Source organism: Paenibacillus amylolyticus (assembly GCF_036894225.1).
Taxonomy (GTDB): Bacteria; Bacillota; Bacilli; order Paenibacillales; family Paenibacillaceae; genus Paenibacillus; species Paenibacillus amylolyticus.
In genome coordinates, this window is record NZ_CP145892.1 from 2,363,670 (window position 1) to 2,387,412 (window position 23,743).

General features: G+C 45.8%; 18 protein-coding genes. 17 read left to right on the forward strand and 1 reads right to left on the reverse strand.

Annotation, left to right across the window (positions count from 1 at the left end; all coding sequences use genetic code 11):
• The first annotated feature begins 26 nt into the window (after positions 1–26).
• From V6668_RS10725 to V6668_RS10740, 4 genes are all read left to right on the forward strand, one after another.
• Positions 27–965 carry an aldo/keto reductase gene (locus tag V6668_RS10725; RefSeq protein ID WP_338708373.1) on the forward strand — a complete coding sequence of 313 codons (939 nt, stop codon included), beginning with the start codon at positions 27–29 and terminating at the stop codon, positions 963–965.
• Between the two features lie 66 nt (positions 966–1,031).
• Positions 1,032–1,820, forward strand: coding sequence for a polysaccharide deacetylase family protein (locus V6668_RS10730; protein WP_127543895.1), 789 nt, complete (start codon positions 1,032–1,034; stop codon positions 1,818–1,820).
• A 214-nt stretch (positions 1,821–2,034) separates the two neighbouring features.
• Positions 2,035–2,241 carry a YwbE family protein gene (locus tag V6668_RS10735; RefSeq protein ID WP_026081155.1) on the forward strand — a complete coding sequence of 69 codons (207 nt, stop codon included), beginning with the start codon at positions 2,035–2,037 and terminating at the stop codon, positions 2,239–2,241.
• 20 nt (positions 2,242–2,261) lie between these two features.
• A complete protein-coding gene (locus V6668_RS10740; RefSeq protein ID WP_338708374.1) occupies positions 2,262–2,849 on the forward strand; it encodes a DUF4269 domain-containing protein in 588 nt (195 codons plus the stop codon).
• A gap of 22 nt (positions 2,850–2,871) precedes the next feature.
• Here V6668_RS10740 and V6668_RS10745 read toward each other — a convergent pair whose 3' ends face one another.
• Entirely contained in the window at positions 2,872–4,314 is a 1,443-nt protein-coding gene (locus tag V6668_RS10745) for a hypothetical protein (protein WP_338708375.1), read from the reverse strand.
• Positions 4,315–4,782: 468 nt separating this feature from the next.
• On the opposite strand from V6668_RS10745, the gene V6668_RS10750 reads away from it, so the two are divergent.
• The 13 genes from V6668_RS10750 to V6668_RS10810 all read left to right on the forward strand — a co-directional run bounded on the left by V6668_RS10750 (position 4,783) and on the right by V6668_RS10810 (position 23,558).
• Positions 4,783–6,513: a sensor histidine kinase gene (locus V6668_RS10750; protein ID WP_338708377.1), complete on the forward strand. Its 1,731-nt coding sequence runs from the start codon at positions 4,783–4,785 to the stop codon at positions 6,511–6,513.
• Positions 6,488–8,101: a response regulator transcription factor gene (locus tag V6668_RS10755; RefSeq protein ID WP_338708378.1), complete on the forward strand. Its 1,614-nt coding sequence runs from the start codon at positions 6,488–6,490 to the stop codon at positions 8,099–8,101. The genes V6668_RS10750 and V6668_RS10755 overlap by 26 nt, the downstream gene beginning before the upstream one ends.
• 180 nt (positions 8,102–8,281) lie before the next feature.
• Positions 8,282–9,268: an ABC transporter permease gene (locus tag V6668_RS10760; RefSeq protein ID WP_036670214.1), complete on the forward strand. Its 987-nt coding sequence runs from the start codon at positions 8,282–8,284 to the stop codon at positions 9,266–9,268.
• Between the two features lie 17 nt (positions 9,269–9,285).
• A complete protein-coding gene (locus tag V6668_RS10765; protein ID WP_017689303.1) occupies positions 9,286–10,194 on the forward strand; it encodes a carbohydrate ABC transporter permease in 909 nt (302 codons plus the stop codon).
• Positions 10,195–10,327: 133 nt separating this feature from the next.
• Positions 10,328–11,857, forward strand: a complete 1,530-nt coding sequence (locus V6668_RS10770) for an ABC transporter substrate-binding protein (protein ID WP_338708379.1) — start codon at positions 10,328–10,330, stop codon at positions 11,855–11,857.
• Positions 11,858–12,039: 182 nt separating this feature from the next.
• Positions 12,040–12,738 (forward strand): hypothetical protein, encoded by a 699-nt coding sequence (locus tag V6668_RS10775; protein WP_338708380.1) that lies wholly within the window; start codon positions 12,040–12,042, stop codon positions 12,736–12,738.
• 300 nt (positions 12,739–13,038) lie between these two features.
• On the forward strand, positions 13,039–14,793 hold the full coding sequence (locus V6668_RS10780) for a sensor histidine kinase (protein ID WP_047842418.1): 1,755 nt from the start codon (positions 13,039–13,041) through the stop codon (positions 14,791–14,793).
• Between the two features lie 62 nt (positions 14,794–14,855).
• Positions 14,856–16,484 (forward strand): response regulator, encoded by a 1,629-nt coding sequence (locus tag V6668_RS10785; RefSeq protein ID WP_076208977.1) that lies wholly within the window; start codon positions 14,856–14,858, stop codon positions 16,482–16,484.
• A gap of 123 nt (positions 16,485–16,607) precedes the next feature.
• Positions 16,608–18,293, forward strand: coding sequence for a sugar ABC transporter (locus V6668_RS10790; protein WP_338708382.1), 1,686 nt, complete (start codon positions 16,608–16,610; stop codon positions 18,291–18,293).
• Positions 18,294–18,482: 189 nt separating this feature from the next.
• Positions 18,483–19,373, forward strand: coding sequence for an ABC transporter permease (locus tag V6668_RS10795; RefSeq protein WP_017689297.1), 891 nt, complete (start codon positions 18,483–18,485; stop codon positions 19,371–19,373).
• 29 nt (positions 19,374–19,402) lie between these two features.
• Positions 19,403–20,281 (forward strand): carbohydrate ABC transporter permease, encoded by an 879-nt coding sequence (locus V6668_RS10800; protein ID WP_036670224.1) that lies wholly within the window; start codon positions 19,403–19,405, stop codon positions 20,279–20,281.
• 32 nt (positions 20,282–20,313) lie between these two features.
• Positions 20,314–21,399 (forward strand): glycoside hydrolase family 53 protein, encoded by a 1,086-nt coding sequence (locus V6668_RS10805; RefSeq protein WP_253507361.1) that lies wholly within the window; start codon positions 20,314–20,316, stop codon positions 21,397–21,399.
• An 86-nt stretch (positions 21,400–21,485) separates the two neighbouring features.
• Complete coding sequence (locus V6668_RS10810) at positions 21,486–23,558, forward strand: beta-galactosidase (protein WP_301291351.1); 2,073 nt, start codon at positions 21,486–21,488, stop codon at positions 23,556–23,558.
• Positions 23,559–23,743 lie beyond the last annotated feature (185 nt).

Genomic DNA, 23,743 nt, shown 5'->3' on the forward strand with positions numbered 1-23,743 from the left:
TTCGATCAGTGAAGGAGAGATGAGACATGGCAGAACAACAAATTCGGTTGGGTAAGACGGATCTGATCGTGAATCCCATTGGACTGGGTGCGAATGCAGTAGGCGGACATAATATCTATCCGGACATGCTGAATGATGAGACGGGTAAGGAAGTGGTCCGTACAGCTTTGAAACAAGGTATTAACTTTGTGGATACGGCGTACATCTATGGACCGGAGCATTCCGAACGACTGATTGGTGAAGTACTGAAGGAAACCGGTCAGCGGCAGAATACCATCATTGCAACCAAGGCAGCTCATAAATTAGTGGATGGCAAGATTGTCATAGATAACTCACCTGCTTTTCTGAAAACATCCGTGGATGAGGCGTTGAAACGTCTGCAAACCGATTACATTGATCTGTTCTACATCCACTTTCCGGATGAACATACGCCTAAGGATGAAGCGGTAGATACGTTAAAACAATTAAAAGACTCTGGCAAAATTCGTGCCATTGGCGTATCTAATTTCTCCATTGATCAGTTGCGTGAAGCCAACAAGGACGGGCATGTAGACGTACTGCAATCTGAATATAATCTGTTCAAAAGAGATGCGGAGAAAGAGCTGTTGCCGTATACGGCTGAGCATAACATTTCTTTTGTTCCTTACTTCCCTCTGGCAGCGGGACTGCTGGGCGGGAAATATAATCGTGATACAACCTTTCAGGATGGACGGGCAAAGAACCCGCTGTTTACAGGTGAAGCTTTCATTGAAAATCTCGATAAAGTTGAGCAACTGCGCAGCATAGCACAATCCAAAGATGTTGAGGTCGCGCATCTGGTTCTGGCCTGGTACCTTACTCAGCCTTCTATTGATGCATTGATTCCGGGTGCCAAGCGACCGGAGCAGGTCATTAACAATCTGCAAACATTAAATGTGGAATTAACTGCTGAGGAAATTGCAGTCGTGGATCAGATCTTTCGTTAATGAGTTCGGGTGAATCGGGAAATGCTAACAGGGAGTTTACGTATGAAGACAAAGTGAGGACACCACATGAACCTGAAGGCAGCCCGAGTCATCGGAATGTTCACGCTAATTATTTTGCTGGGTAGCAGTTCTGCCTATGCAAAGCCTGTACAGAAGAACCGTCAGTATTATGAGGAACGAGGAGAGATTGTGTGGGAAGTTCCCACACAGGATAAACTCATCGCCCTTACCTTTGATGATGGACCAGATCCGATTCAGACTCCGCAGATCCTAGCTTTGTTACAGCAGTATCATGCTAAAGGAACTTTTTTTGTACTTGGCAAATGGGCAGATAAATTTCCTAAACTGATTAAGCAGGAACAGCTCGAAGGGCATGAAATCGCCAACCATACGTATGCGCACACGTATGCAGTTCGATCAACTAGTGCGGACAAGTACATGAAGGATATGAACGAAGCGGAAAGTTCCATCATTAAAGCTGGCGCGGAGCGTCCCCTGTTGTTCAGACCACCGGGCGGCTATTACAATGACATGGTCATCCAGGCTGCCAAACAAAAAGGGTATACCATTGTACTCTGGTCTTGGCATCAGGATACACGGGACTGGGCTTCTCCAGGTGTATCGGCTATCGTTAACAAAGTGTTGAAGAACGCACGTAATGGGGATATTGTACTTTTTCACGATAAGGTGGAAGGTAAGTCGCATACGGTAGCAGCACTCAAAACGATCCTGCCGAAATTACAACAGCAGGGCTACCAATTCGTTACGGTGTCTGAGCTACTTGCTGTAAAGGCACGCGAAGCCGCGAAGGATGGAACCTCGCCCTCGTCTATTTTGAAGCATGTGCAGCCCTGAACATGGTAATCCAATTAGAAACCGTAGGTCTCAGTTGAAGAGACCTGCGGTTTCTTTATCTTGGTCTTCATATCAACCATGGAACCATCCTTAGGAGGTTATTGCCGTGTCCCTTTTGTTTTGAAACCAAAACGTCTACAATAGATGGAGCTTTGTGTTTAAGGGTTATATAGTATACAAGATATGAATTATGACATAGAGGAGAGTGAACATAATGAATGGACAACAACGTGTAAATATTAAGCCAGGTCTGGAAGTGGACATTGTGCTGAAGCAGGATCAAGCTACAGGTAAGCTGACACGTGGCATTGTGAAGGATCTGTTAACCAAGTCACCTACACATCCACACGGAATCAAAGTACGACTGACGAGTGGTCAAGTAGGACGTGTGAAACAGGTCATTACAGGAGGCTCGAACTAACTGTGGTCCAAGGCGGGGAGATGAGTACTACCGCAGAAGTAATGGCACATCTGGCTTCAGGTAATGCACGTCAGCAGGACGCATATCATATGTTACAGAGCAGTGGATTGCTCGATATATTAGCTGACTATCACCCCTATCCAGCAGGAACGGTACCAATTGATATTGATATTGATATTCCGGGCAGTGATCTGGATCTGCTGTGTTATGCAGAGGATCTGGGTGTGTTTGAAGCCGAGATACACAATCGAATCGGAGCCGTTGCTGAGTTTCAATGTGTACGTGGTGGGGATCTTCCAGACCAACGTCCTTATGTGACTTGTAATTTGCAAGTGGGACATTGGCCTGTGGAGATTTTTGCCCAATCCGTGCCAGTTTACAGGCAGAATGCATACCTACATATGATCGTAGAGTGGAGATTGTTGCAAATGTGGGGAGACGCGGGACACCGTGAGATCCGCAGACTGAAACAGGCAGGGTGGAAGACGGAGCCTGCTTTTGCTTCTGTACTTGGATTACAGGGAGATCCATATGTGGACATGCTGCATCTGGCAGAGATGAAACGTGAAGATCTCTGGAACTGGGCACGTTCGCGCACGTCTTTTTGAACGGTTTAGCATAACCCTTTGGTCAGATTAGAAAGATGGCTACAATTGTTGTTACCGTGAGTCCCAGCAGTACAGGCTTCAGGTTGCGTCTTGCCAGTTCAAAAGGATTGACTCCGCAGATTGCAGCAGCAGGAATCAATGCCCATGGAATCAAGGTTCCACCACCTACCCATATGGCTGCAACCTGACCTAATGCTGTCAGTACAGGTGCGGAATCTGCCGAACCTGCAAACATGGATGCAATCGAGCCAACCAGGGATATCCCCGAGAACCCCGAACCATCCATTCCGGTCACTGCTCCGGTTACCGTCATTGTAATCGCGCCCACCGTATCATTTAATGGCACCAGCCCAGCAAGTGCGACCCCGAGATCATTCACAATCCCGTGTGAACCTTCAGGAAGAGGGTTGATGAACAACTCCGTAATCGCAGCATCTCCCAGATAAAAAAATGCGGCTATGGGAATAACCGGTCCAAACACCTTGAAACCAAACTGAAATCCTTCTATTAAATAGTTGGTCGTTTCCTCTGGTCCGGCATGTCGATGGGCGGCAAGGGTGACAGCAATCAGTATAACCACAGCGGTTCCGCCAATCAGAGCTGTTGCGTCGCCGCCTTGCAATTTCAATACAAACATCAGAATCACATCAACTGCGAATAACAGAGGGATAAGCAGAGCGAATGCTTTTTGCAAACGGAGTGACATGGCTTGACGTTGAACAGGCTGATTAGTGGGTAGGGAGGTGGACACAGCCTCTGATGAAGAAGAAGGTTCCGTGCTCACGGTACCTGATGTAACGTTTGGGGAATGAACAGGCGAGCCTGATTTCATCTCTTTGCGCAGCATCCAGAAGGCTGTAAGTGTAGATACGGTGCCCATGACAATGACCAAAGGAATGCTGGCCGTCATGACGGAAGTGACTGGTAGACCCGCTGCATCGGCCGTAAGTTTGGGAGCCCCCTGAATAATGTAATCTCCCGAAAGTGCTATCCCATGTCCAAACAGGTTCATGGCAATAGCAGCTCCAATCGGAGGAAGGCCTACACGCACGGCTACTGGAAGCAGTACAGCACCGACCAAAGCTACTGCTGGGGATGGCCAGAAAAATAGTGATACTACCATCATGATCAATCCGATACCCCAATACGCGACCTGAGGAGAACGGATAAACCGGGTGACGGGTGTTACCATGACCTCATTAATGCCGGTTCTGATTAGAACACGGCTCATCGCCACAATAATCGAGATGATAAAGATCGTACTCAGCAATTCTTTTGTTGCATAGATAAAACTGCTGAAGATCCCAGCAACTGACCCGCTTAAGGTTTCGGTTGCCAGAAGTCCAATGGTCATAATACCCGCGACACAGATGATGGTGGTGTCCCTGCGCCGGATCATTACCGCAATAATCAAGACGATAAATGCCAGATAGACATAGTGTAACGCAGTGAGTTGAATATTCATCGAACAGGCCTCCCTACATCCTGGTGACTAACCCGAGGAGTGATATATCGTATGCATGTCAAGATCGGGCGTTCGTGGAGTCCGGGGCTTGCCGCAGCATTTATTTTTAGGGAGAAGCTTCTGAGTAATAATGAAGGATTTTTTTTACAACTGGAGAATTTATTACTACATGAAGCTTGTTACTCTTGAAATTGGAGTGGATGGAAGTCACCAGAATTGATATGTGAAGGTCACGGGACCCCATAGACAGTGGCAAGCAGGGGTGATTACAATAAACATGCCATCATAAGGAAGAAAATAGAAAAAAACTATGTTGAAATAAAGTGTGTGTTCAATAAGTCTGGTTTCAGTACAGCGGACTTTTTGAACTACCTCTAAAAGGGCGGGAATCCATAATCCATGAGCTTTATCCGTTCACTTCGTTTTAAATTTATAGTGGGTCTTACATTGATCATGCTGCCATTATTCATGCTGCTTTATTACAACAACGTCTACGCCATGAAAGTTGTACGTGACAAAGTATCCCTCACCAATATGAATCATCTCGCCAAGAGTGTGGAGCAGAATGAACGTGTGTTACAGGAGACGAATCGGTATTTATATAGTCTGGGCGAGCGGGACCCGGATATTATCTCTCTGTTTTTTCTGAAATACGGCAGCGGCGATTATATCATTGCAAAGCAACGGATTATGAACAAATTCATGACAGATATCGGTTTTTATAATCTAATCGATTCTTTTTTTCTATATGATGCCGTGAATGATGATCTGCTGCTCGCCACTTCAGGCAATTATGATGTCAAAAAGTCGGTTGTGCAGGAGAGTATGCCAGTCCAGATGCAGCAATTGGAAGGGGATATCCAGAAGCCGGAATGGAGCATCGTGCGTGGCGGGACGTGGAATGCGCTGGTGAAAACGGTGCGAATCAACCAGCAGTTCTATGCAGGTGCACTTGTTGATATGAATGCACTGAATCATACACAACAATTCACTGAATCCGGAGATCGGGGAGGTGCAGTCATTGTTGGAACAGACGGTGGGGCACTATCGGATTCCACATTGAATACTGCACAGATTCAGCTGGCTGCAGCGCATCTTCCCGGCCTGAAGAATCCGTATCAGGTGATCTCTGAAGTTGTGAACAAGGGAGAAGCACGTCAATATTTGATGTTGGGTACTGCCTCGGCCATGTCCCAGATGAATTATATCGTGCTGCTGCCTGAGGAAGACATGATGCGTAACCTCCCGTTTTTCCAACAGATCATTCGTCTGCTTCCCATTGGTGCGGCAGTAATTCTGGTTACTGCACTGATCTTTTTGCGGCATCTGTTATTCCGCCCGATGAATGCGTTAATCCGAGGCATGAGAAGGGTCAGCCGTGGAGATCTCGATGTGAAGCTGGACCCGCCATCTTCGTCGGAGCTTGAATTTATGACACGAAGTTTCAATCAAATGACCAGTGAGATCAGGCATCTGAAGATTGATGTGTATGAGGAACAGTTGCGGACGCGGGAGGCAGAGTTCAAACAACTGCAGATGCAGATCAATCCTCACTTTTACCTGAATTCACTCAATATTATTCATAGTCTGGCTTCCTTGCAAAAGCATGAGTTGGTGCAGCAGATGGCTGGTCATCTGGCCGATTATTTTCGATTCAGTCTGCGTGCAGGCAAACGTGTTATTCGTCTGGATGAAGAGCTGGAGCACATTCGTCATTACTTAGAAATTCAAAAGCTGAGGTTTCCAAGCAGATTCGATTTTGAACTGGATATCGAACCGAATCTGGGACATTATGTGATTCCGCCATTAACCATTCAGCCTTTTGTGGAGAATGCCATTATTCATGGATTTCAGCGCCGGACACAAGCCTTTGTCATTCGGATCGTGGCGCGCCTCGGTCAGAAGTCGTCCGGTCAGGTAGATGGGACGGTGCTTCAACTGATGATTGTGGACAATGGTGTTGGATTTGAAGAGGAATTGTTGGGGCGTCTGCAACATGGACAATACGCTGAAGACCCGAGTGGACAGCATATCGGTATATGGAACGTGGCTCATCGGCTTTTAGTGAAGTATGGTGATCAAGCCAGTTTGCAGTTTGGCAATGAGGTGGATCATGGCGCCAAAGTCATCATTGATTTACCCGCTCAGACCGAAGAGGAAGAAGGGGGAGCCTATGCGGAACCTGTTGATCGTGGATGATGAAGTGTATGCATTACAAGCAATGGTGGAAGGAGTCGATTGGCAAGCAGCAGGCATTGACCAGGTATACAGTGCTGGTGATGCCGAAGAGGCACGAAAGATTTTAAAGGCTAATGCTATCGATATTATGATCTGTGATATCGAGATGCCTGGTGAAACAGGGCTTGACCTGCAAAGTTGGGTGTTAAAACATGATCCAGGCATACTGACCATTTTCCTGACAGGGCATGCTTTATTCGATTATGCTCAGACAGCCATTAAGCTAAACAGCTTTGATTATGTGTTGAAGCCGGCTCCAGCGGATCAATTGATTAAGGTAGTAACCCAGGCGGTGGAGAAGATCAAGGATGGGGAGCAGCGTACCCGTACCAACGAAGTTTATGAGACCGTATACAAACGCTGGAAAACCCATAAACCGCTGCTGACGGAACGCTTCTGGAAAGATGCCATCTCTCAGCGTATCACGTTAACCGAACAACGGTTGCAAGAGCTCGCAGAACTGTATGGTGCCGAGATAGATCCGCAGGCTCGTGTGTTACCCATTGTGATATCGGTAGAGGAATGGGTGCGTGATTTTGATTTGCGTGACGAAGAGGTATTGGAATATGCCCTTCGTAATGCAGCCAAAGAGATGCTGCTTAGCGACAAGCCCGGTGAGGTGTTTCAGGATCAAAGTGGATTAAATATAGTGCTTGCTTATGAGCAAGATGGCATCATTCCGAGTGCGAGCGAAGTGGCACAACGTTGTCAGGGATATATTCAGGAATGTGGTACGTATTTCTACTGTCGGTTGTCCTGTTATGTTGGTGCCCCGGTTGCTGTGACTGAGCTGCAAGGCATGTTAAATGAACTGATGGATATGGAGCGGCGCAATATTAAGGAGCTTGAAGAAGTATTTGTCTATGATGAGCGGGGAAGAGATCAGGAAGATCGCTTTTTGCCTATTCCATGGTTTTCGGAATTATCTATTCTTTTTGAGACAGGTAAAGTAGGGGATTTGCGAGAACGTGTGGATGAGATTTTTGAGTTGCTTGCTGCACAGGAGGGTTTATCTCCTGAAATGCTGCATCTCTACTATCATGCCATGCTGCATGTGGTCTATCCGCTGCTTCATCAGAAAAACGTGTCAATACGCAGTCTGTATCCGGGTGAACGGGAGCCGGAGGAGAGTATGGTGACAAGGTCGTTGCCGCAGTTGAAGCAGTGGACGGCTGATCTGATTGATCGTGTTATCCCGGTATTGTACCCGGACGATCATAGCCCCATGACCATTGTGGATCAGTTGTGCGTTTATATTGAAACTCATATTGGTGAAGAACTTATGCGAGAGGAACTTGCAGCTTTTGCCGGATTCAATCCAGCTTATCTATCACGTCTGTTTCGGAAAGAGAAGGGGATGTCCCTGTCTGAGTTTATTCTGCAGGGCAGAGTAGCCAAAGCGAAGACATTGTTGTCCCAGTCCACCGTCAAAGTGACGGATATCGCTGGCAAGGTGGGGTACTACAATTACTCGCATTTCACCAAAATGTTCAAAAAGTGCACGGGTATAACGCCACAGGAGTTTCGAAAACAGTCACGTACCGTATAGTTCAGGGCGCAGCATGCTGCGTCTTTTGTTTTTTTTGGTACTAAAGTCATAATTTGATAAGTCAACAGGTCACCACAGCAGATAGAGGTCTTACTCGCCCCGCCGTATACTTGAACCACAGGAGCCGCAACGGAGCTTCATCCTGAGGAAGAATTCAAGAGGAGTGAGGGAGAACAAGTTATGAAGACACAACCCCAGGCGGGTAAGGGAGTACGGATATCGGAAATACCGGGAGAAACAGTCCGAAAGCGCAAGTCTGTGTGGCACAATCTTGGCAAATTCAAGGTGCTGTATCTCATGTTCTTGCCAGGTGTCCTGTTTCTACTGGTGAACAACTATATGCCGATGTTCGGCGTTCTGATCGCATTCAAAAATGTAAACTATGCAGATGGTATTTGGGGTAGCCCATGGAGTGGATGGGACAATTTTAAATATTTGTTCTCAACCAGTGATGCATGGGAAATTACCCGAAATACACTCGCGTATAACACGGTGTTCATTGCACTGAATCTCTTAGTAGGTGTCGGGCTTGCTATTCTGCTCAATGAAGTGAAGAACAAGGCAATGTCCAAGTTATATCAATCACTTATGCTATTACCGTATTTCCTGTCCATGATTGTGGTCAGTTATCTGGTACTGGCTTTCCTGGGCAAGGATTCAGGCTTCATGAACTCAACGGTTCTGCAGATGTTCGGCGGTCAGCCGATCGACTGGTATTCAGAGCCGAAGTATTGGCCGTATATTTTGCCACTGGTGAACACATGGAAGAATATTGGATATTATGCGGTCATTTATCTGGCAGCTGTCGTGGGTATCGATGAAGAATATTATGAAGCAGCTGTGCTCGATGGCGCAACCAAATGGCATCAGATACGCTTCATCACCATTCCGTTTCTCGTCCCATTAATCGTCATTATGACATTATTGCAAATTGGCCGTATATTCTATGCAGACTTCAGTCTGTTCTACCAGGTTCCATTGGAATCGGGGGCGCTGTTCCCTGTAACGAATGTACTGGATACCTACGTATATCGTACGTTCCTTATCGGTGGAGATATCGGGATGTCATCAGCAGCCGGTCTATACCAAGCAATCGTTGGATTTGTGCTGGTTCTTGTATCCAATACCATCGTAAGGCGAATAGATAAAGATAATGCATTATTTTGAGAGGAGGCAAGTCAGCTGTGAAATCACGTGATCCACTAGCCGTATCGAAGCGTTCCGCATCCGTTATTCATGCGATGTTTCTATTCTATGCCATTGCCTGTATCGTGCCGATCCTGCTTGTCTTCGCCATCTCATTTTCGGACGAGACAACAGTAATTGCCAATGGATATAAGCTTATTCCAGAGAAATTCAGCCTGACGGCTTATGAGTTTCTGTTCAGAGATATGGATCAGATCATTCACTCGTATGGTATATCCTTTATCGTTACCGTTGTAGGTACCATTACAAGTGTTGCGCTGACCGCATTGTATGCGTATCCGCTCTCACGGAGAGATCTGCCTTACCGGGGCTGGTTCGCCTTTTTCATCTTCTTCACAATGTTGTTCAATGGGGGGCTGGTACCTTGGTACCTGGTCTATGTCAACGTATTGGATCTGAAAAACTCCCTACTGGCACTCATTATGCCGCTACTGCTATCCCCATTCTTTGTACTGGTCATGCGTACATTCTTCGCGAACTCCATTCCGGTGTCTATTCTGGAATCGGCTCGGATTGATGGTGCGGGAGAATTGAGAACGTTTGCACGTATCGTGCTTCCGCTCTCTCTCCCCGTAATGGCAACCGTCGCGTTGTTCAGTACATTGAATTACTGGAATGACTGGTACCTTAGTATGATTTTTATATCAGATAACCGGACGATCAGCCTTCAGTACCTTATGTACCGGACGTTGCTCGATATTCAATATTTAACAACCAACTCCAACGTCTCTTCACAGATTTCGTCGCAGGGTGGATTGCTGAATCTGCCTAACAAAACTCTGCAAATGGCGATGGCTGTAGTCGGTATTGGTCCAATTGTACTGGCATATCCGTTCTTCCAGCGTTATTTCATCAAAGGTCTTACGGTTGGCGCTGTGAAGGGATAACTCTGAACCGGTTAGCGGAGTGGGCAAGGTAAATGAAGATGGACTGAAAGGGCATATACAGAAGTAGTTATCGGTTTAATTGTGAATTGGGGAATTCGGTTGTATGGTTCAACACATGACAGGAGGGGTTCAATTGGTTAGATCATTAAAGGTATGGTCACGCATGATGGCAACGGTTATGGCGCTGAGCCTGGTGCTGGCTGCTTGCTCATCAGACAAGGGTGGAACAACAACACCTGGCGCAGAAGGCGGAGGAGCAAGTGAAGGTGGGGGCAAACCCTATGAAGTGACACTGTTCTACCCAGGGACACCACAGAAGGATGTCGCTCTGGTGGAAGCCGAGATTAACAAAAAGATGGAACCAAAGATCGGGGCCACGCTTAAGATCAATGCAATTGACTGGGGACAGTGGGATAACAAGCTGAATCTCATGATTTCCTCAGGTGAAAAATCAGATATTATATTCACAGCAGCTTGGCAGAACTACACGGTGAATGTAGCTAAAGGCGCATTCTTGCCCTTGAATGATCTGCTTGATGCACATGGTCAGGATATTAAGAAAAACCTGGACCCTGCCTTTCTGGAAGGTTCCCAGGTGGACGGCGTGAATTACGGCGTTCCTACGAATAAGGAACTCGCTGCGACACGTGGTGTGTTGGTACGTAAAGATCTGGCTGACAAGTATAAACTGGACCTGACATCTGTAAAAACTTGGGCTGATCTGGAGCCTCTGCTCAAAACAATCAAGGAAAACGAGCCAGCCATCACACCATTCTATATGTCCAATACCAATGGTAACGGGCTGTTAGAGAATCTGGATTGGGATTATCTCGGTGATGCTTCCGTACCTGGAGTTATCTCCAAAACAGCAGGCGGAACAACGGTGCTGAATGAAGTGGAGACCCCAGAATTCAAAGAAGCGGCTGAACTCGCTCGCAAGTGGTATCAAGCGGGATATATCAACAGTGATGCTGCTACGTCCAATGTGTTCCCGAAAGACCAGGCGAAGGCTGGAAAAGCGTTTCTCTGGACAGATGGCATGAAGCCAGGCAAGGATAAAGAAGAAGAAGGGTATGTGGGTTTCCCACTCACTCAGATTGAGATGACACAGCCAACAATCACGACGGGTGATGCATCTGGAGCGATGCTTGCAATCTCCCGTTCTTCAGAGCAACCGGAGAAAGCGATGCAGGTCATTAACCTGCTGCATTCCGACAAGGAAATTAACAACTTGTTAAACTTCGGAATTGAAGGTACACATTATGTGAAAAAAGACGGACAGGATAATATCATTGCTCTCCCTGATGGCGTAGATGCTAACAGTCGTACCTACAATCCAGGTGCACAATGGCAACTGGGTAACCAATTCCTGAACTTCCTCTGGGATAATGAAGATCCACAGAAATGGGAGAAGTTCAAAGAGTTTAACGCCAAAGGTGTGAAGTCGCCAGCACTGGGCTTTACGTTCAACAGCCAATCTGTCAAAAATGAAATTGCTGCGGTCAACAACGTGAACAAACAGTTCAAGCCGGGTATGACATCGGGCGCAGTTGATCCAAATGAGATGATTCCGAAATATCTGGAGAAATTGAAAGCAGCGGGAATTGATAAAATTATTGCAGCCAAACAGGAACAACTCGATGCATTCTTGTCTAAGCAATAAATGATCGTCAGCCATGACAGAGAGACCTGTGTTATTACAAGCTCTTGTCAGCGGTGAAAATGGAGGACGTTTTCGGTGAACAACCGAAGACGTTCTTTTTATTGTTGTTTTTTTGATTTGGATTGTTAATCATAAATAGGAAAAATATGATATAATAAGGTGGTTGATTAGGGGGTGTTCGTGTGTCGAGAACCAGACTTGTGTTCTCAGGGGCGTTATTGCTATTTGCTATTATCTTTACATGTAACCATCATCTTGGTTTTTCTGTTGGAGATACCATGCTGTCAGCAATAGGTATATCACCGTATACTACATCTTACTTGAGTGGAGTTCATATCACACTTTTCCTCGGATTGGGGATATTCGCGTGTGGATTTTACCTTACTCGCAAAGAAATCGGGAAATCATTCCCCGCTCTTGCAAAAGGGTTATGGATCGTAGTTATCGCTATCGTTCTCAGTTATTCGTACATGACGGATAAATTCATGTATGTAGCCAAGTGGGGAGCTTCAGGCATTAATGCGGTATCCTATGTACAGAATGCAAGTTCTTGTACCTTTAACGTGCTGAAAACGGGTGAGACCCGAGCAACCTGTGATCTGACACTCAAAAATTACGGCAGAGATTCCGTATCCGCCGTGTTATTGCCTGATCTCGCACGCAGTTATAAGTTTAAGGACGATCCACTATTGGAAGCCTTGCAGTCTGTCCAATTAAGGCCCGTACATGTTGAGATTGAACGCCATGGAACGTTTACAGGTAAGTTGGAGTTTTACGGGAAAGCGGAATCCCCTCTGTTCGTCAATGGGAAACTTATGGATATTGTGCTGGATGTAGGCGTGGATGGAGCGAATACGGTATTTGATTATGATATTCCATAGTTGATATTTTTATAGAAAAAAAGAATAATTACATAAACAGAAGTGGAATAAGGTTGGAGTTGAATAGAACGATTAAAGATATATACTGAAATTAGATAGAGAGCTGGCTAATCGCTGGCTCTTTTTGTGCGTGGAAGTTGCATTTAGTGCAGAAATATTGGTTTTATCTCCTTCCCCCTTGAATTGGTAACGCTTACGCTAGATAATGAATCGGTTTGTCTCAAAAAAAATAGTTTGTCTTTAGCGCTTACATCATTACAATTAATGTCACGACAAATTAAGACAAGGTGAGATGAAAAGATGTCATATCGGACAAACCTGTTTTCCAAAATGGTCATTCTTATTCTGATTATGCTGATTCCTGTAGTGCTTTTGTACTGGTACTCCAATCACAAAACAACAGCTGTTCTCAGAGATGAGTTGAATCGATCGAATAGTAACCAGCTTGAATTTTTCCAAAATCAAGTGAACACACACATCGAACTGTTATCCTCATGGCCTAATCTGCTCATACATGATCCTGATATTGGCAGCTTCCGGCGAATCTATGCGGACAGTAACTACTTTGATCTGGATGCGATCAACCTGGTCAAACGTATTCAGAATAAGCTGAGTATTCAGGAAAGCTCATCCAATTGGGCCACGAAATTATATCTGTATTCTCCTTCGCTGGGCAGGGTGGTTTCCGAAAGGGACGCACGTTCTTACGATAAAGAAGCGCTAAGGGAAAATATTATTTCCGGCTGGGATGTACGCAAAATTCAGGATGGGGAAGATGATCGGTTCATGTTTAGCTGGATTACGGTATCTCCATACGGTATTAAAGACCCGGCTAATAATGCAGAAACGATTATTAAACTGGAGTTTGATAGTGACAACATCCGGGATATGCTCGACAAATTCAAAGACGATGGCAGGCATGACCCCTTCTATTTCCGTGAAGAATCGGGTGTTATCTATAACCGGACTTCAGATCGTTCATTAACGAATCAGTTGATGGAAGAACTGTCCATCCATAAACTTCAGGACGTTGATAATCGTACAGTAGTGATCGGGAACGAGCCATATATGGTCAACACTGTGAAATCCAGTACAACAGGCTGGTATTTGGTGGACTATATGCCGCTATCAGATATTCTGAAGCCCATTCATCAATCCAATATGCTGTTCTATTCTTCCATGATTTGTTTGTTGTTAATGAGTTTTGGTGTGGCGTACTTGTTCTATGTACAGGTGCAGGTGCCAGTGAAACAACTCATTCGTGGGTTCCAGCGGTTGAAGCAGGAGGATTATTCCGTGAGGATTAAGCCGAAGGGCCGCAATGAATTCAGTTTCCTGTCCGAACGTTTCAACTTGATGGTGGAGCAGATCCAGCAGTTATTTGAACACGTTTACCTGGAACAGATTCATGTACGTGAAGCTCGGTTGAAGCAGCTGCAATCGCAGATTAACCCGCACTTTTTCTATAATTGTTTCTCTTTCATTACAAGTATGGCGAAACTCAAGCGTATGGACGCTGTTGTAGCGATGTCACATAATCTATCCCGATATTATCGGTATACAACAAGACAGGAGCGGGACGTGGTACCGTTGACAGAAGAGATTGAATTTGTCAGCTGTTATCTGGAGATCCAACGGATGCGTATGGACCGCATTCATTACAAAATTGATCTGTCTGATGAGATGTTAAGACAGGAGGTACCGCCACTCATCGTGCAACCACTAGTGGAGAATGCGGTGATTCACGGTATCGAAGCGGACGCGGAGGCCGGAGAAATAAGAGTATCCGGGGAAAAACAGGGCGGTGTCATGGTTCTTGTCGTTGAAGATGATGGGCAAGGCATGACGCAGGAGGCACGTGAGGCGCTTCTGAATAAGCTCAGGGGAACGATGGATCAGGAGATGGGCTGTGGCCTGTGGAATGTGAATCAGAGACTCCAGCTTCGATATGGGGAGCAGGCAGGGCTGGATGTAACGGAATCGGAAGTTGGTGGATTACGCGTTACGCTGTCATGGCCTGCCGAACAGGAGTTTCTTCTGGAGAATGAAGGATAAGCACTTGGAATGTGTAGCGATGGAATCCATTTGCAGAATGAACGAAATAGGGAGTGAATCACTTGATTGATATATTACTGGTAGATGATGAGACATATGTAACAGAAAGTCTGGAACTTACGATCCCCTGGGGAGAGCTTGGAGTAACGACCGTGCTGCGTGCCGCATCTGGTAAAGAAGCGTTGGAGATTATGGAGGAAAATGCAGTAGATATCGTAGTTACCGATATTCGCATGCCTGGCATGTCAGGACTGGATCTCATTGCAGAGGTAAGCAAGCGCTGGTCTCATATCCGCTGTATTTTACTAACGGGTCACAGTGATTTTGATTATGCTAAAAAAGCCATTCAATTGCAGGCAGCAGATTATATCCTGAAACCCGTAAACGATGATGAGTTTATGGGATCGGTGTCGGCAGCTATCACGTCTCTTCGCGATGAGTGGGATGAATTCGATAAATATCACCGGCTGTTATACAGTCGGAAGTCTGACTATAAAATTTTGCGGGAAAATCTCATGCATGATCTGCTGCTGGGGCGTGAGATCACGGCGCGGGCACTTCGGGAACAACTGCAACAATATGAGATTCATATCGATCCAGAACAATCGGCTGTGATGATGCTGATTCGCCTTACAGGACGTTTCTCATCAATGGACCAGCAGTCTCTGGATCTGATGGATTTTGCGGTAGGTAATATTGCAGAGGAAGTACTTGGAGAGCAATTTAACGTGTGGTTTGGTCGTGGACCCCATGAGTGTCTGGTTATGTTCTTGCAGAATCAAGATCAGATCGAAGCTCCGCAGATGGACTTGGAGACGTTGAGAATCTCAGCTGAAACTTTCCGTGAGCATGTCATTCGATATTTACAGGGAGATCTGTCCATGGTAGTTACACCGTCATTTCCCTTTAACGAGTTGACAGCAGCTTATCGAAAAAGTCTGGGTTCGCTTGTCCTTTCAGGACCGGAAGAACACAAGATTATATATATGGACATGGATCAGGCACTCAGCAAAAGACCGGAGAATGATGCAACGCAGGCGCTCGAAGAGCTGTACAAACCACCTGTACTTCCGCAATTGCTTGAGACCAAGCAATGGGAAGCGGCAGCGCGTAAGCTGAACACGGTCTTTGACGCGGCAGAACAGGTACGATTGTCCAGAGAACATGTGTATGAGATGTATCTTTCGGTAACTAATGCATTTATGTATATCGCCCATAAACAGGGGCATCTGGTCCATGAGATTGATCATGCGGGATTCGATCTGCTCCTTGCTCATCAGTTGATTCAATCCCCCGAGAAGCTGCGGCGTTGGGCCACCGAGATGCTGGCGAAGCTTCAGGAAGAGTTGTCCGATCAGGAAGGTGTGCAGAGCCGCAGGCATGTAATCAAGCAGGTTCAGGAGCTGGTAACAAGAGATACAGGACAGGATCTGTCAGTGAAGATGATTGCGGACAAGGTATATTTACACCCCGTATATCTATCGAAAATTTACAAGGCAGAGACAGGGGAAGGTCTTGGGGACTACATGATTCGTATGCGCATGGAGCGTGCTCTGTATCTGCTTAAGAATAGCAACAAAAAAATATACGAGATTACGAGTGAACTTGGCTATCAAAATCCGCAATATTTCAGCAAAATGTTCAAAAAACATTATGGTATGACACCAAATGAATTTCGGGATCAGGCATAATTTCAACAACATTCCAGAATATAGGTTGGCAAAGGTGCAGAAATCTTGATTTCGTATCATAGGCTCAAAGGCCTGGTCAGCCTATAATGAAAGGGTAACCAAAACGATTTAAGGGGGAACAACATGAGAGCGCAATCAACAAAAAAGAGATTCTTGACGCTTCTCGCTACAACGCTGAGTCTAACTGTCGTTCTTGCAGGATGTTCAGGAGGCAGTGGGGGCGGAGATAGTGCAACACCAAGTACATCTGGAACCCAAAACGAATACAAAGAGAAATATGATCCGGCAGTTACTATTACTACAGCATGGGGAATCGATCCAGAGCTGAAATTTAAAAATGGCGAATCCATGGAAAATAACGTGGCAACCAAGTGGGCCAAAGATCAATTCGGGATTGAAATCAAATCGTTGTGGTCAGTAACAGACACAAATGGAGCATTTGCAACCAAGCTTCGTCTTGCGATGTCATCAGGACAGGAAATGCCTGATATTGTAAACGTAGGTGATAATCTGCTTGCTCAGGATCTGATTGATTCTGGAATGTATCAAGAAGTAGGTCCACTGTTCGATAAATATGCTTCGGACACATGGAAAAAAGCAATTGAACAAGATCCAAACGTATGGAACCAGTATAGTCGTGATGGAAAAAGAATGGGTATCCCTGTTCTTGACTATGCCTACAACAATGATTACTTGCTCTGGATTCGTCAGGATTGGCTGGATAAGCTGAACATGAAGGCACCAAAAACCATCGACGAACTAGAAGCTGTTATGGAAGCATTCAAAAACAATAACCCTGACGGCTTGGCTCCTGATAAAGTCACTCCGCTCAGCATTGGTTTCAAAACTTCCATGAATACATGGATGGGAGACCCATCTTGGATCTTCGGAGCATATGGAACATTGCCGTTCCAATGGAATCTGGGGGAAGACGGCAAGCTGGAGTATGGCTCCATCAATCCGGGTATGAAGCAAGGTCTGACCAAATTGAGCGAATGGCTCAAAAAAGGATATATCCCGCAGGAAGCAGCTCTATGGGATGAGAACAAAACAGCAGAGCCAGCAGTTGCAGGAACTGCCGGTATTATTCCAGGACCTTACTGGATGAGTGGATGGCCACTTCTCGATACAGTGAAAAATGTACCGAGTGCCGTGTGGAAACCGATTGAAATTCCTACTGGTCCTGAAGGCAAAGCGATGCGTCACGGGACACAGTTCGTTAATGGTGTTACGTTGATCAAAAAAGATATGGCGCACCCAGAAGCATTCTTTACGTACCAGAACTACCTGTTTGACAATTATGCAGACCCGGCACCAGGTAGCCCTTATGATAACGGTCTGTTTGCAGGCTATGACTATCAATTGGATGCAGATGGGAAACAAATGCCGATTGACGAGATCGAAGGCGGATACGTGAACGTTGTACGTTATTTGCTTGTTCGTGACGGTGCTCGTATTCCAGATGCACAGATGAAAGCTCTGATGAATTTGGCCAATGGCAAAGAGCCGGAAACCAAGCTTGAAAAAGATGTTGCTGTCAACTACGGTAAAGAGACTCCAGCAGCAGCGAAAGTGTTGCTGAGCCAAGAAGAAATTTCCTTCAAAAACATGTTCACAGGTCCGACAACAAAGACGATGAAATCCAAGCTTGACTATTTGAACAAAATCGAGAATCAAGCATTTAACGAAATTATCTATGGCAAAAATCCGGTTGATGCGTTTGATACCTTTGTACAAACGTGGAAATCCGGTGGCGGTGACCAAATTACGCAAGAGGTTAACGAATGGTATGACAGTGTGAAAAAATAATTACAAGGAGCGCCCAGACGACTAACGTCTGGGCGCTTTTTTTGTTTATTAAAGCTGAGGCAAAGTGGTTGAATTTGTGCCATTTATATTGCTTTTATGTGCTGTTTGGACCCCGTAAAAGGTTGATATAATCGCATTATAAGCCACTCAGGGAGTACTTGAGTAGGAAGAAATACAGGGGGAGCAATCATGAGAACTTTGAAACGCACTTGGCCATTCCACGTTATGCTGTTGCCAGCCATTATCTTTCTGATTATCTTCAGTTATGTGCCTATGGGCGGAATCATTATGGCGTTCCAGAACTACAAGCCATGGCTTGGGATTAGCGGTTCTGAATGGGTTGGGCTGGACAACTTTAGATATTTGTTTGAACGTGAAGACAGCTTACAGGTCATCTGGAACACATTAATTATTGCTGTACTTAAACTAATTTTTAATTTATTTGTTCCATTTGTTTTTGCCATTCTTTTGAATGAGGTTCGCAAGATGGCTGTACAGCGAACGATTCAAACACTCGTATATTTACCTCACTTCTTGTCCTGGGTCATTCTGGGCGGGATTTTGATAGATCTGTTGTCAACAGGCGGCTTGGTTAACCGGGTGCTGGGAACCTTTGGACTCGGGCCATATTTCTTCCTAGGAGACAACAGTTGGTTCCGATCTACGGTCATTCTGACAGATGTGTGGAAAGAATTTGGCTATAACATGATTGTCTTTCTGGCTGCCCTTGCCGGAATTAATCCAGCGTTGTACGAAGCAGCGGAGATCGACGGAGCAGGACGCTGGAAACAGACACTGCACATTACAATCCCTTCGCTTGTGCCGATGTTGATGGTTGTAGGAACACTGGCGCTTGGTAACGTGCTGAATGCCGGATTTGACCAGATATTCAACTTGTATAACCCGCTCGTATATCAAACGGGTGACATCATTGATACATTCGTATATCGTTCCGCAATGCAGAATGGTGAGATGGGCTTTGCAACCGCGATCGGATTATTCAAATCGGTTATTAGTATGATCTTGATCCTTGTATCGTACAGCTTAGCCAAAAAATACGCTGGATATCGCATATTCTAAACGAATGAACAGAGAAAGAAGGGACCACGATGTATCATAAATCATTGCCTTATCGCGTGTTTAATATAGTCAATACCTGCTTTCTGATTTTGGTCGCCATTATGTGTATCGTACCAATGATTCATGTACTGGCAGTATCCTTTAGTACAAAGGCTGCTGCAGATGCCAATCTGGTCAATCTCTGGCCCGTAGGTTTTTCACTTGAGGCTTACAAAAAAACGATGAACAATCCAATTTTCTTGAACTCGCTCTGGATTTCACTTCTACGTACAGTGATCGGTACAGCTATTACCTTGCTGATTACGTTCCTGGCGGCGTATCCGTTGTCCAAAGAGAATAGTGAATTCAAAGGCAGAACGATCTACTCCTGGATTTTTGTATTCAGTATGATTTTCAACGGGGGACTGGTGCCGTTCTACATGGTTATCCAGAAGATCGGGTTGATGGATTCCTTCTGGGTACTGGTACTCCCAGGAGCAGTTAACACATTCCTTGTCATTCTGATGCTGAACTTCTTCCGCGGTATTCCAAAAGAGCTGGAGGAAGCGGCGCTCATGGATGGAGCTAACCATTTCAGAACATTGTTCAGGATCTTCCTTCCCATTTCGATGCCGTCCATTGCAACAATTGCATTGTTCAGTATGGTGTTCCACTGGAATTCCTGGTTTGATGGATTGCTCTACATGAATAACGCCAAGGATTACCCACTTGCTACATTTATGCAAACGGTCATTATTGGACGTGATATGAGTAGCATGAGCATGAATCCAAAAGAAATGGAAGCCCTCTCTCAAACTACGGTAAGGGCAGCTCAGATCTTCATCGGAAGTGCACCAATCTTGATTGTGTATCCTTTCCTGCAACGTTTCTTTGTCAAAGGTATGACGTTGGGCTCAGTTAAAGGCTGAGCCTGTACCCCAAATTAATGGAGGTTGATACAGTGAGCAACTTGACGGAAAAGACATTCATTCTGGGAATGGATGTGTCCTTTATGGATGAAATCGAACAGCATGGCGGGAGTTATAGTGATGTGGATGGCAAGGAACAAGACTTGCTGTCCATCCTGAAGATTAATGACGCTAACGCGATACGACTTCGAATCTGGAATGATCCTGTTGGTGGATTCTGCAATCTGGAGCGGACGGTGGAGGTAGCCAAACGGATCAAGGAACAGGGCTTGAAATTTTTGCTTGATTTCCATTATTCTGATCGCTGGGCTGATCCAGCCAATCAATGGAAGCCGAAAGCATGGGAGCACCTGTCCTATGAAGAGCTTCAACGTGCGGTATGCATGTATACAGCTGACGTTCTGAGAACGTTGAAGGAACACGATGCGCTTCCGGACATGGTGCAGGTGGGCAACGAGATTACACCAGGCATGTTATGGAATGAGGGACGTGTCGGTGGAGAAGAGCATGATACGGATGAACAGTGGGAGCGTTTTGCAGGCCTTGTGAAGTACGGAATTGCTGCGGTCAAATCCGTTGACGCGGATATTCAGATTATGATACATATTGATCGTGGTGGAGATAACACCGAGAGCCGCAAGTTTTACGATCGCTTTGAAGCACTGGGTGTGGAGTTTGATATCATTGGTCTCTCGTATTACCCTTGGTGGCATGGCACACTTGATGCGTTACGTGACAATTTGCATGATCTGGCTGAGCGTTATGGCAAACCTATCAATGTAGTTGAAACCGCTTATCCATGGACGCTGGAGCAGCCGGAAGGCATTGAATGGATTTTGAATCAGGAAGATATGTTGTTACCGGGATACCCTGCAAGTGTAGAGGGACAGACCAAATATCTGAAGGATCTATTGCAAATTATTCGCGAAGTTCCTGGTGGTTTGGGGCACGGATTCTATTATTGGGAACCTGCCTGGATACCAAGTAAAGAAGAATGGTCCGTCGGTCATCCGAATAACTGGGGCAACCTCACCATGTTTGATTTTAAAGGTCGCAAGTTGGAATCGTTTACAGCACTTGCTGCTGTTGAAGAATCAGATGTCGTGACATACGTGTAATCTAGCGTAATACGTATCTTCTGTGAAGTCGTGTTAACGTATATAAACTAAAAAAAGTAATTAATTAATGCAAGGGAGTTGTCCTTATGACATACAAATTTCCACCTGTAAGTTCCAAAGCCCCGCACATGTTGCATGGCGCAGACTATAACCCGGAGCAATGGCTCCGCTATCCTGAAGTTCTGGAAGAAGATATTCGCTTGATGAAGCTTGCCAAGTGTAACGTGATGTCCATTGGTATCTTCTCATGGGTATCCCTTGAGCCGGAAGAGGGTGTATACACGTTTGAATGGCTGGATCAGGTTTTGGATCGTTTTGCAGCAAACGGCATCTACGCATTCCTCGCTACACCAAGTGGTGCCAGACCTGCCTGGATGTCCGCGAAGTACCCGGAAGTGCTCCGCGTATCCGAGAAGCGTGTCCGCAATCTGCATGGTTTCCGTCACAACCATTGTTATACTTCCCCGGTATACCGTGAGAAGGTTACTGCGATCAACACAAAACTGGCAGAACGTTATTCGGATCATCCGGCTGTAATCGGCTGGCATATCTCAAACGAGTTCGGCGGCGACTGTCATTGTGATTATTGTCAGGAAGCATTCCGTGGTTGGGTTCAGAAGAAGTATCAAACACTTGATGAACTGAATCATTCCTGGTGGACGACATTCTGGAGCCATACGGTTACAGACTGGAGTCAAGTGGAATCTCCGGCTCCACACGGTGAGACACAGGTACACGCGATGAATCTGGACTGGCGCCGTTTCGTTACGGATCAGACAGCTGATTTTATCGTGCATGAAACGAAACCGTTGAAAGCTCAGAATCCTGATCTGCCAGTCACAACAAACCTGATGGAATTTTATGGTGGCCTGAACTATTGGAAGTTCGCTGATATTCTGGATTTCCTCTCTTGGGACAGTTATCCGACTTGGCACGATGCAGATGACGACGCGAAACAGGCATCCCGTATCGCCATGATGCATGATATCGTTCGTTCCATCAAAGGCGGTCAGCCGTTCTTGCTGATGGAGAGTACTCCAAGTTCGACGAATTGGCAAGATGTCAGCAAACTGAAAAAACCTGGCATGCATCTGCTCTCTTCTCTCCAAGCTGTGGCACACGGCTCCGATAGTGTTCAGTACTTCCAGTGGAGAAAAAGCCGGGGGTCCAGTGAGAAACTTCATGGTGCGGTGGTAGACCACGTAGGAACGGAACACACTCGAGTGTTCCAAGATGTCACCGACGTAGGAACGGCTCTTGAAGGCATGGAAGCTATTGTAGGAACAGCGGTTCCGGCAGAAGTTGCAATCATATTTGATTGGGAAAACCGCTGGGCCGTTAATGATTCCCAGGGTCCGCGTAATATCGGTGTGAAGTATGAGCAGACGGTGGAAGAGCATTATGAAGCGTTTTGGAAAAAGGGAGTCGCTGTAGACGTTATTGATATGGATGCAGATCTGTCCAAGTATAAGTTGCTGATTGCTCCAATGCTCTATCTGGTACGTGAAGGTGTCGGGGAACGTATTGAGAAGTTTGTAGAACAAGGTGGTACGTTTGTAGCAACTTACTGGTCTGGTATTGTTAACGAAAACGATCTGTGTTTCCTGGGTGGATTCCCAGGCCCGCTGCGTAAGACACTTGGCATCTGGTCCGAGGAAATTGACGGACTGCATGATCGTGATCTGAACGGAATTATCCCTGAGAAGGGCAATGAGCTTCAGCTCAATACAGCGTATGATGCAATTGAACTGTGTGATCTGATTCATCTCGAAGGCGCGAAGTCCCTGGCTACGTACCGTTCTGACTTCTATGCCGGACGTCCGGCATTGACGGTTAACCAGTTGGGTTCAGGAAAAGCATATTACGTAGCGACACGTCTGAAAGCACCATTCTATGATGATTTCTATGCGAAGCTAATCGCTGACCTGAACATTGAGCGTGGACTTGAAACTGAGCTGCCTGCCGGAACAACGGCACATACGCGTACAGATGGTACAGCAGATTATGTGTTTGTACAGAACTACACGCCAGATGAGAAGCTGGTTAAACTAGATGGACAGTCCTATACCGATCTGCTCAGTGGTGATGCTGTGGAAGCAAGTCTCAGCTTGAAGCCATATGACATTTGTGTTCTGCGCAGACCGGCTGCCCGGAAATAATGTAGATTCTATATGTTACTAAATAAATGAAGTTAGTAATTAGAAAAAGAGTGCCCTGAACGCCTGCATTGGTGTTCAGGGCACCTTTTTTATTTTATGCATTTGGCTGTTGAACGACTTTTTCTGGACAAGATAAAGGATAAACGTGTCCGCGCAGCGAAGACAAACACGTAACATGTAACTCA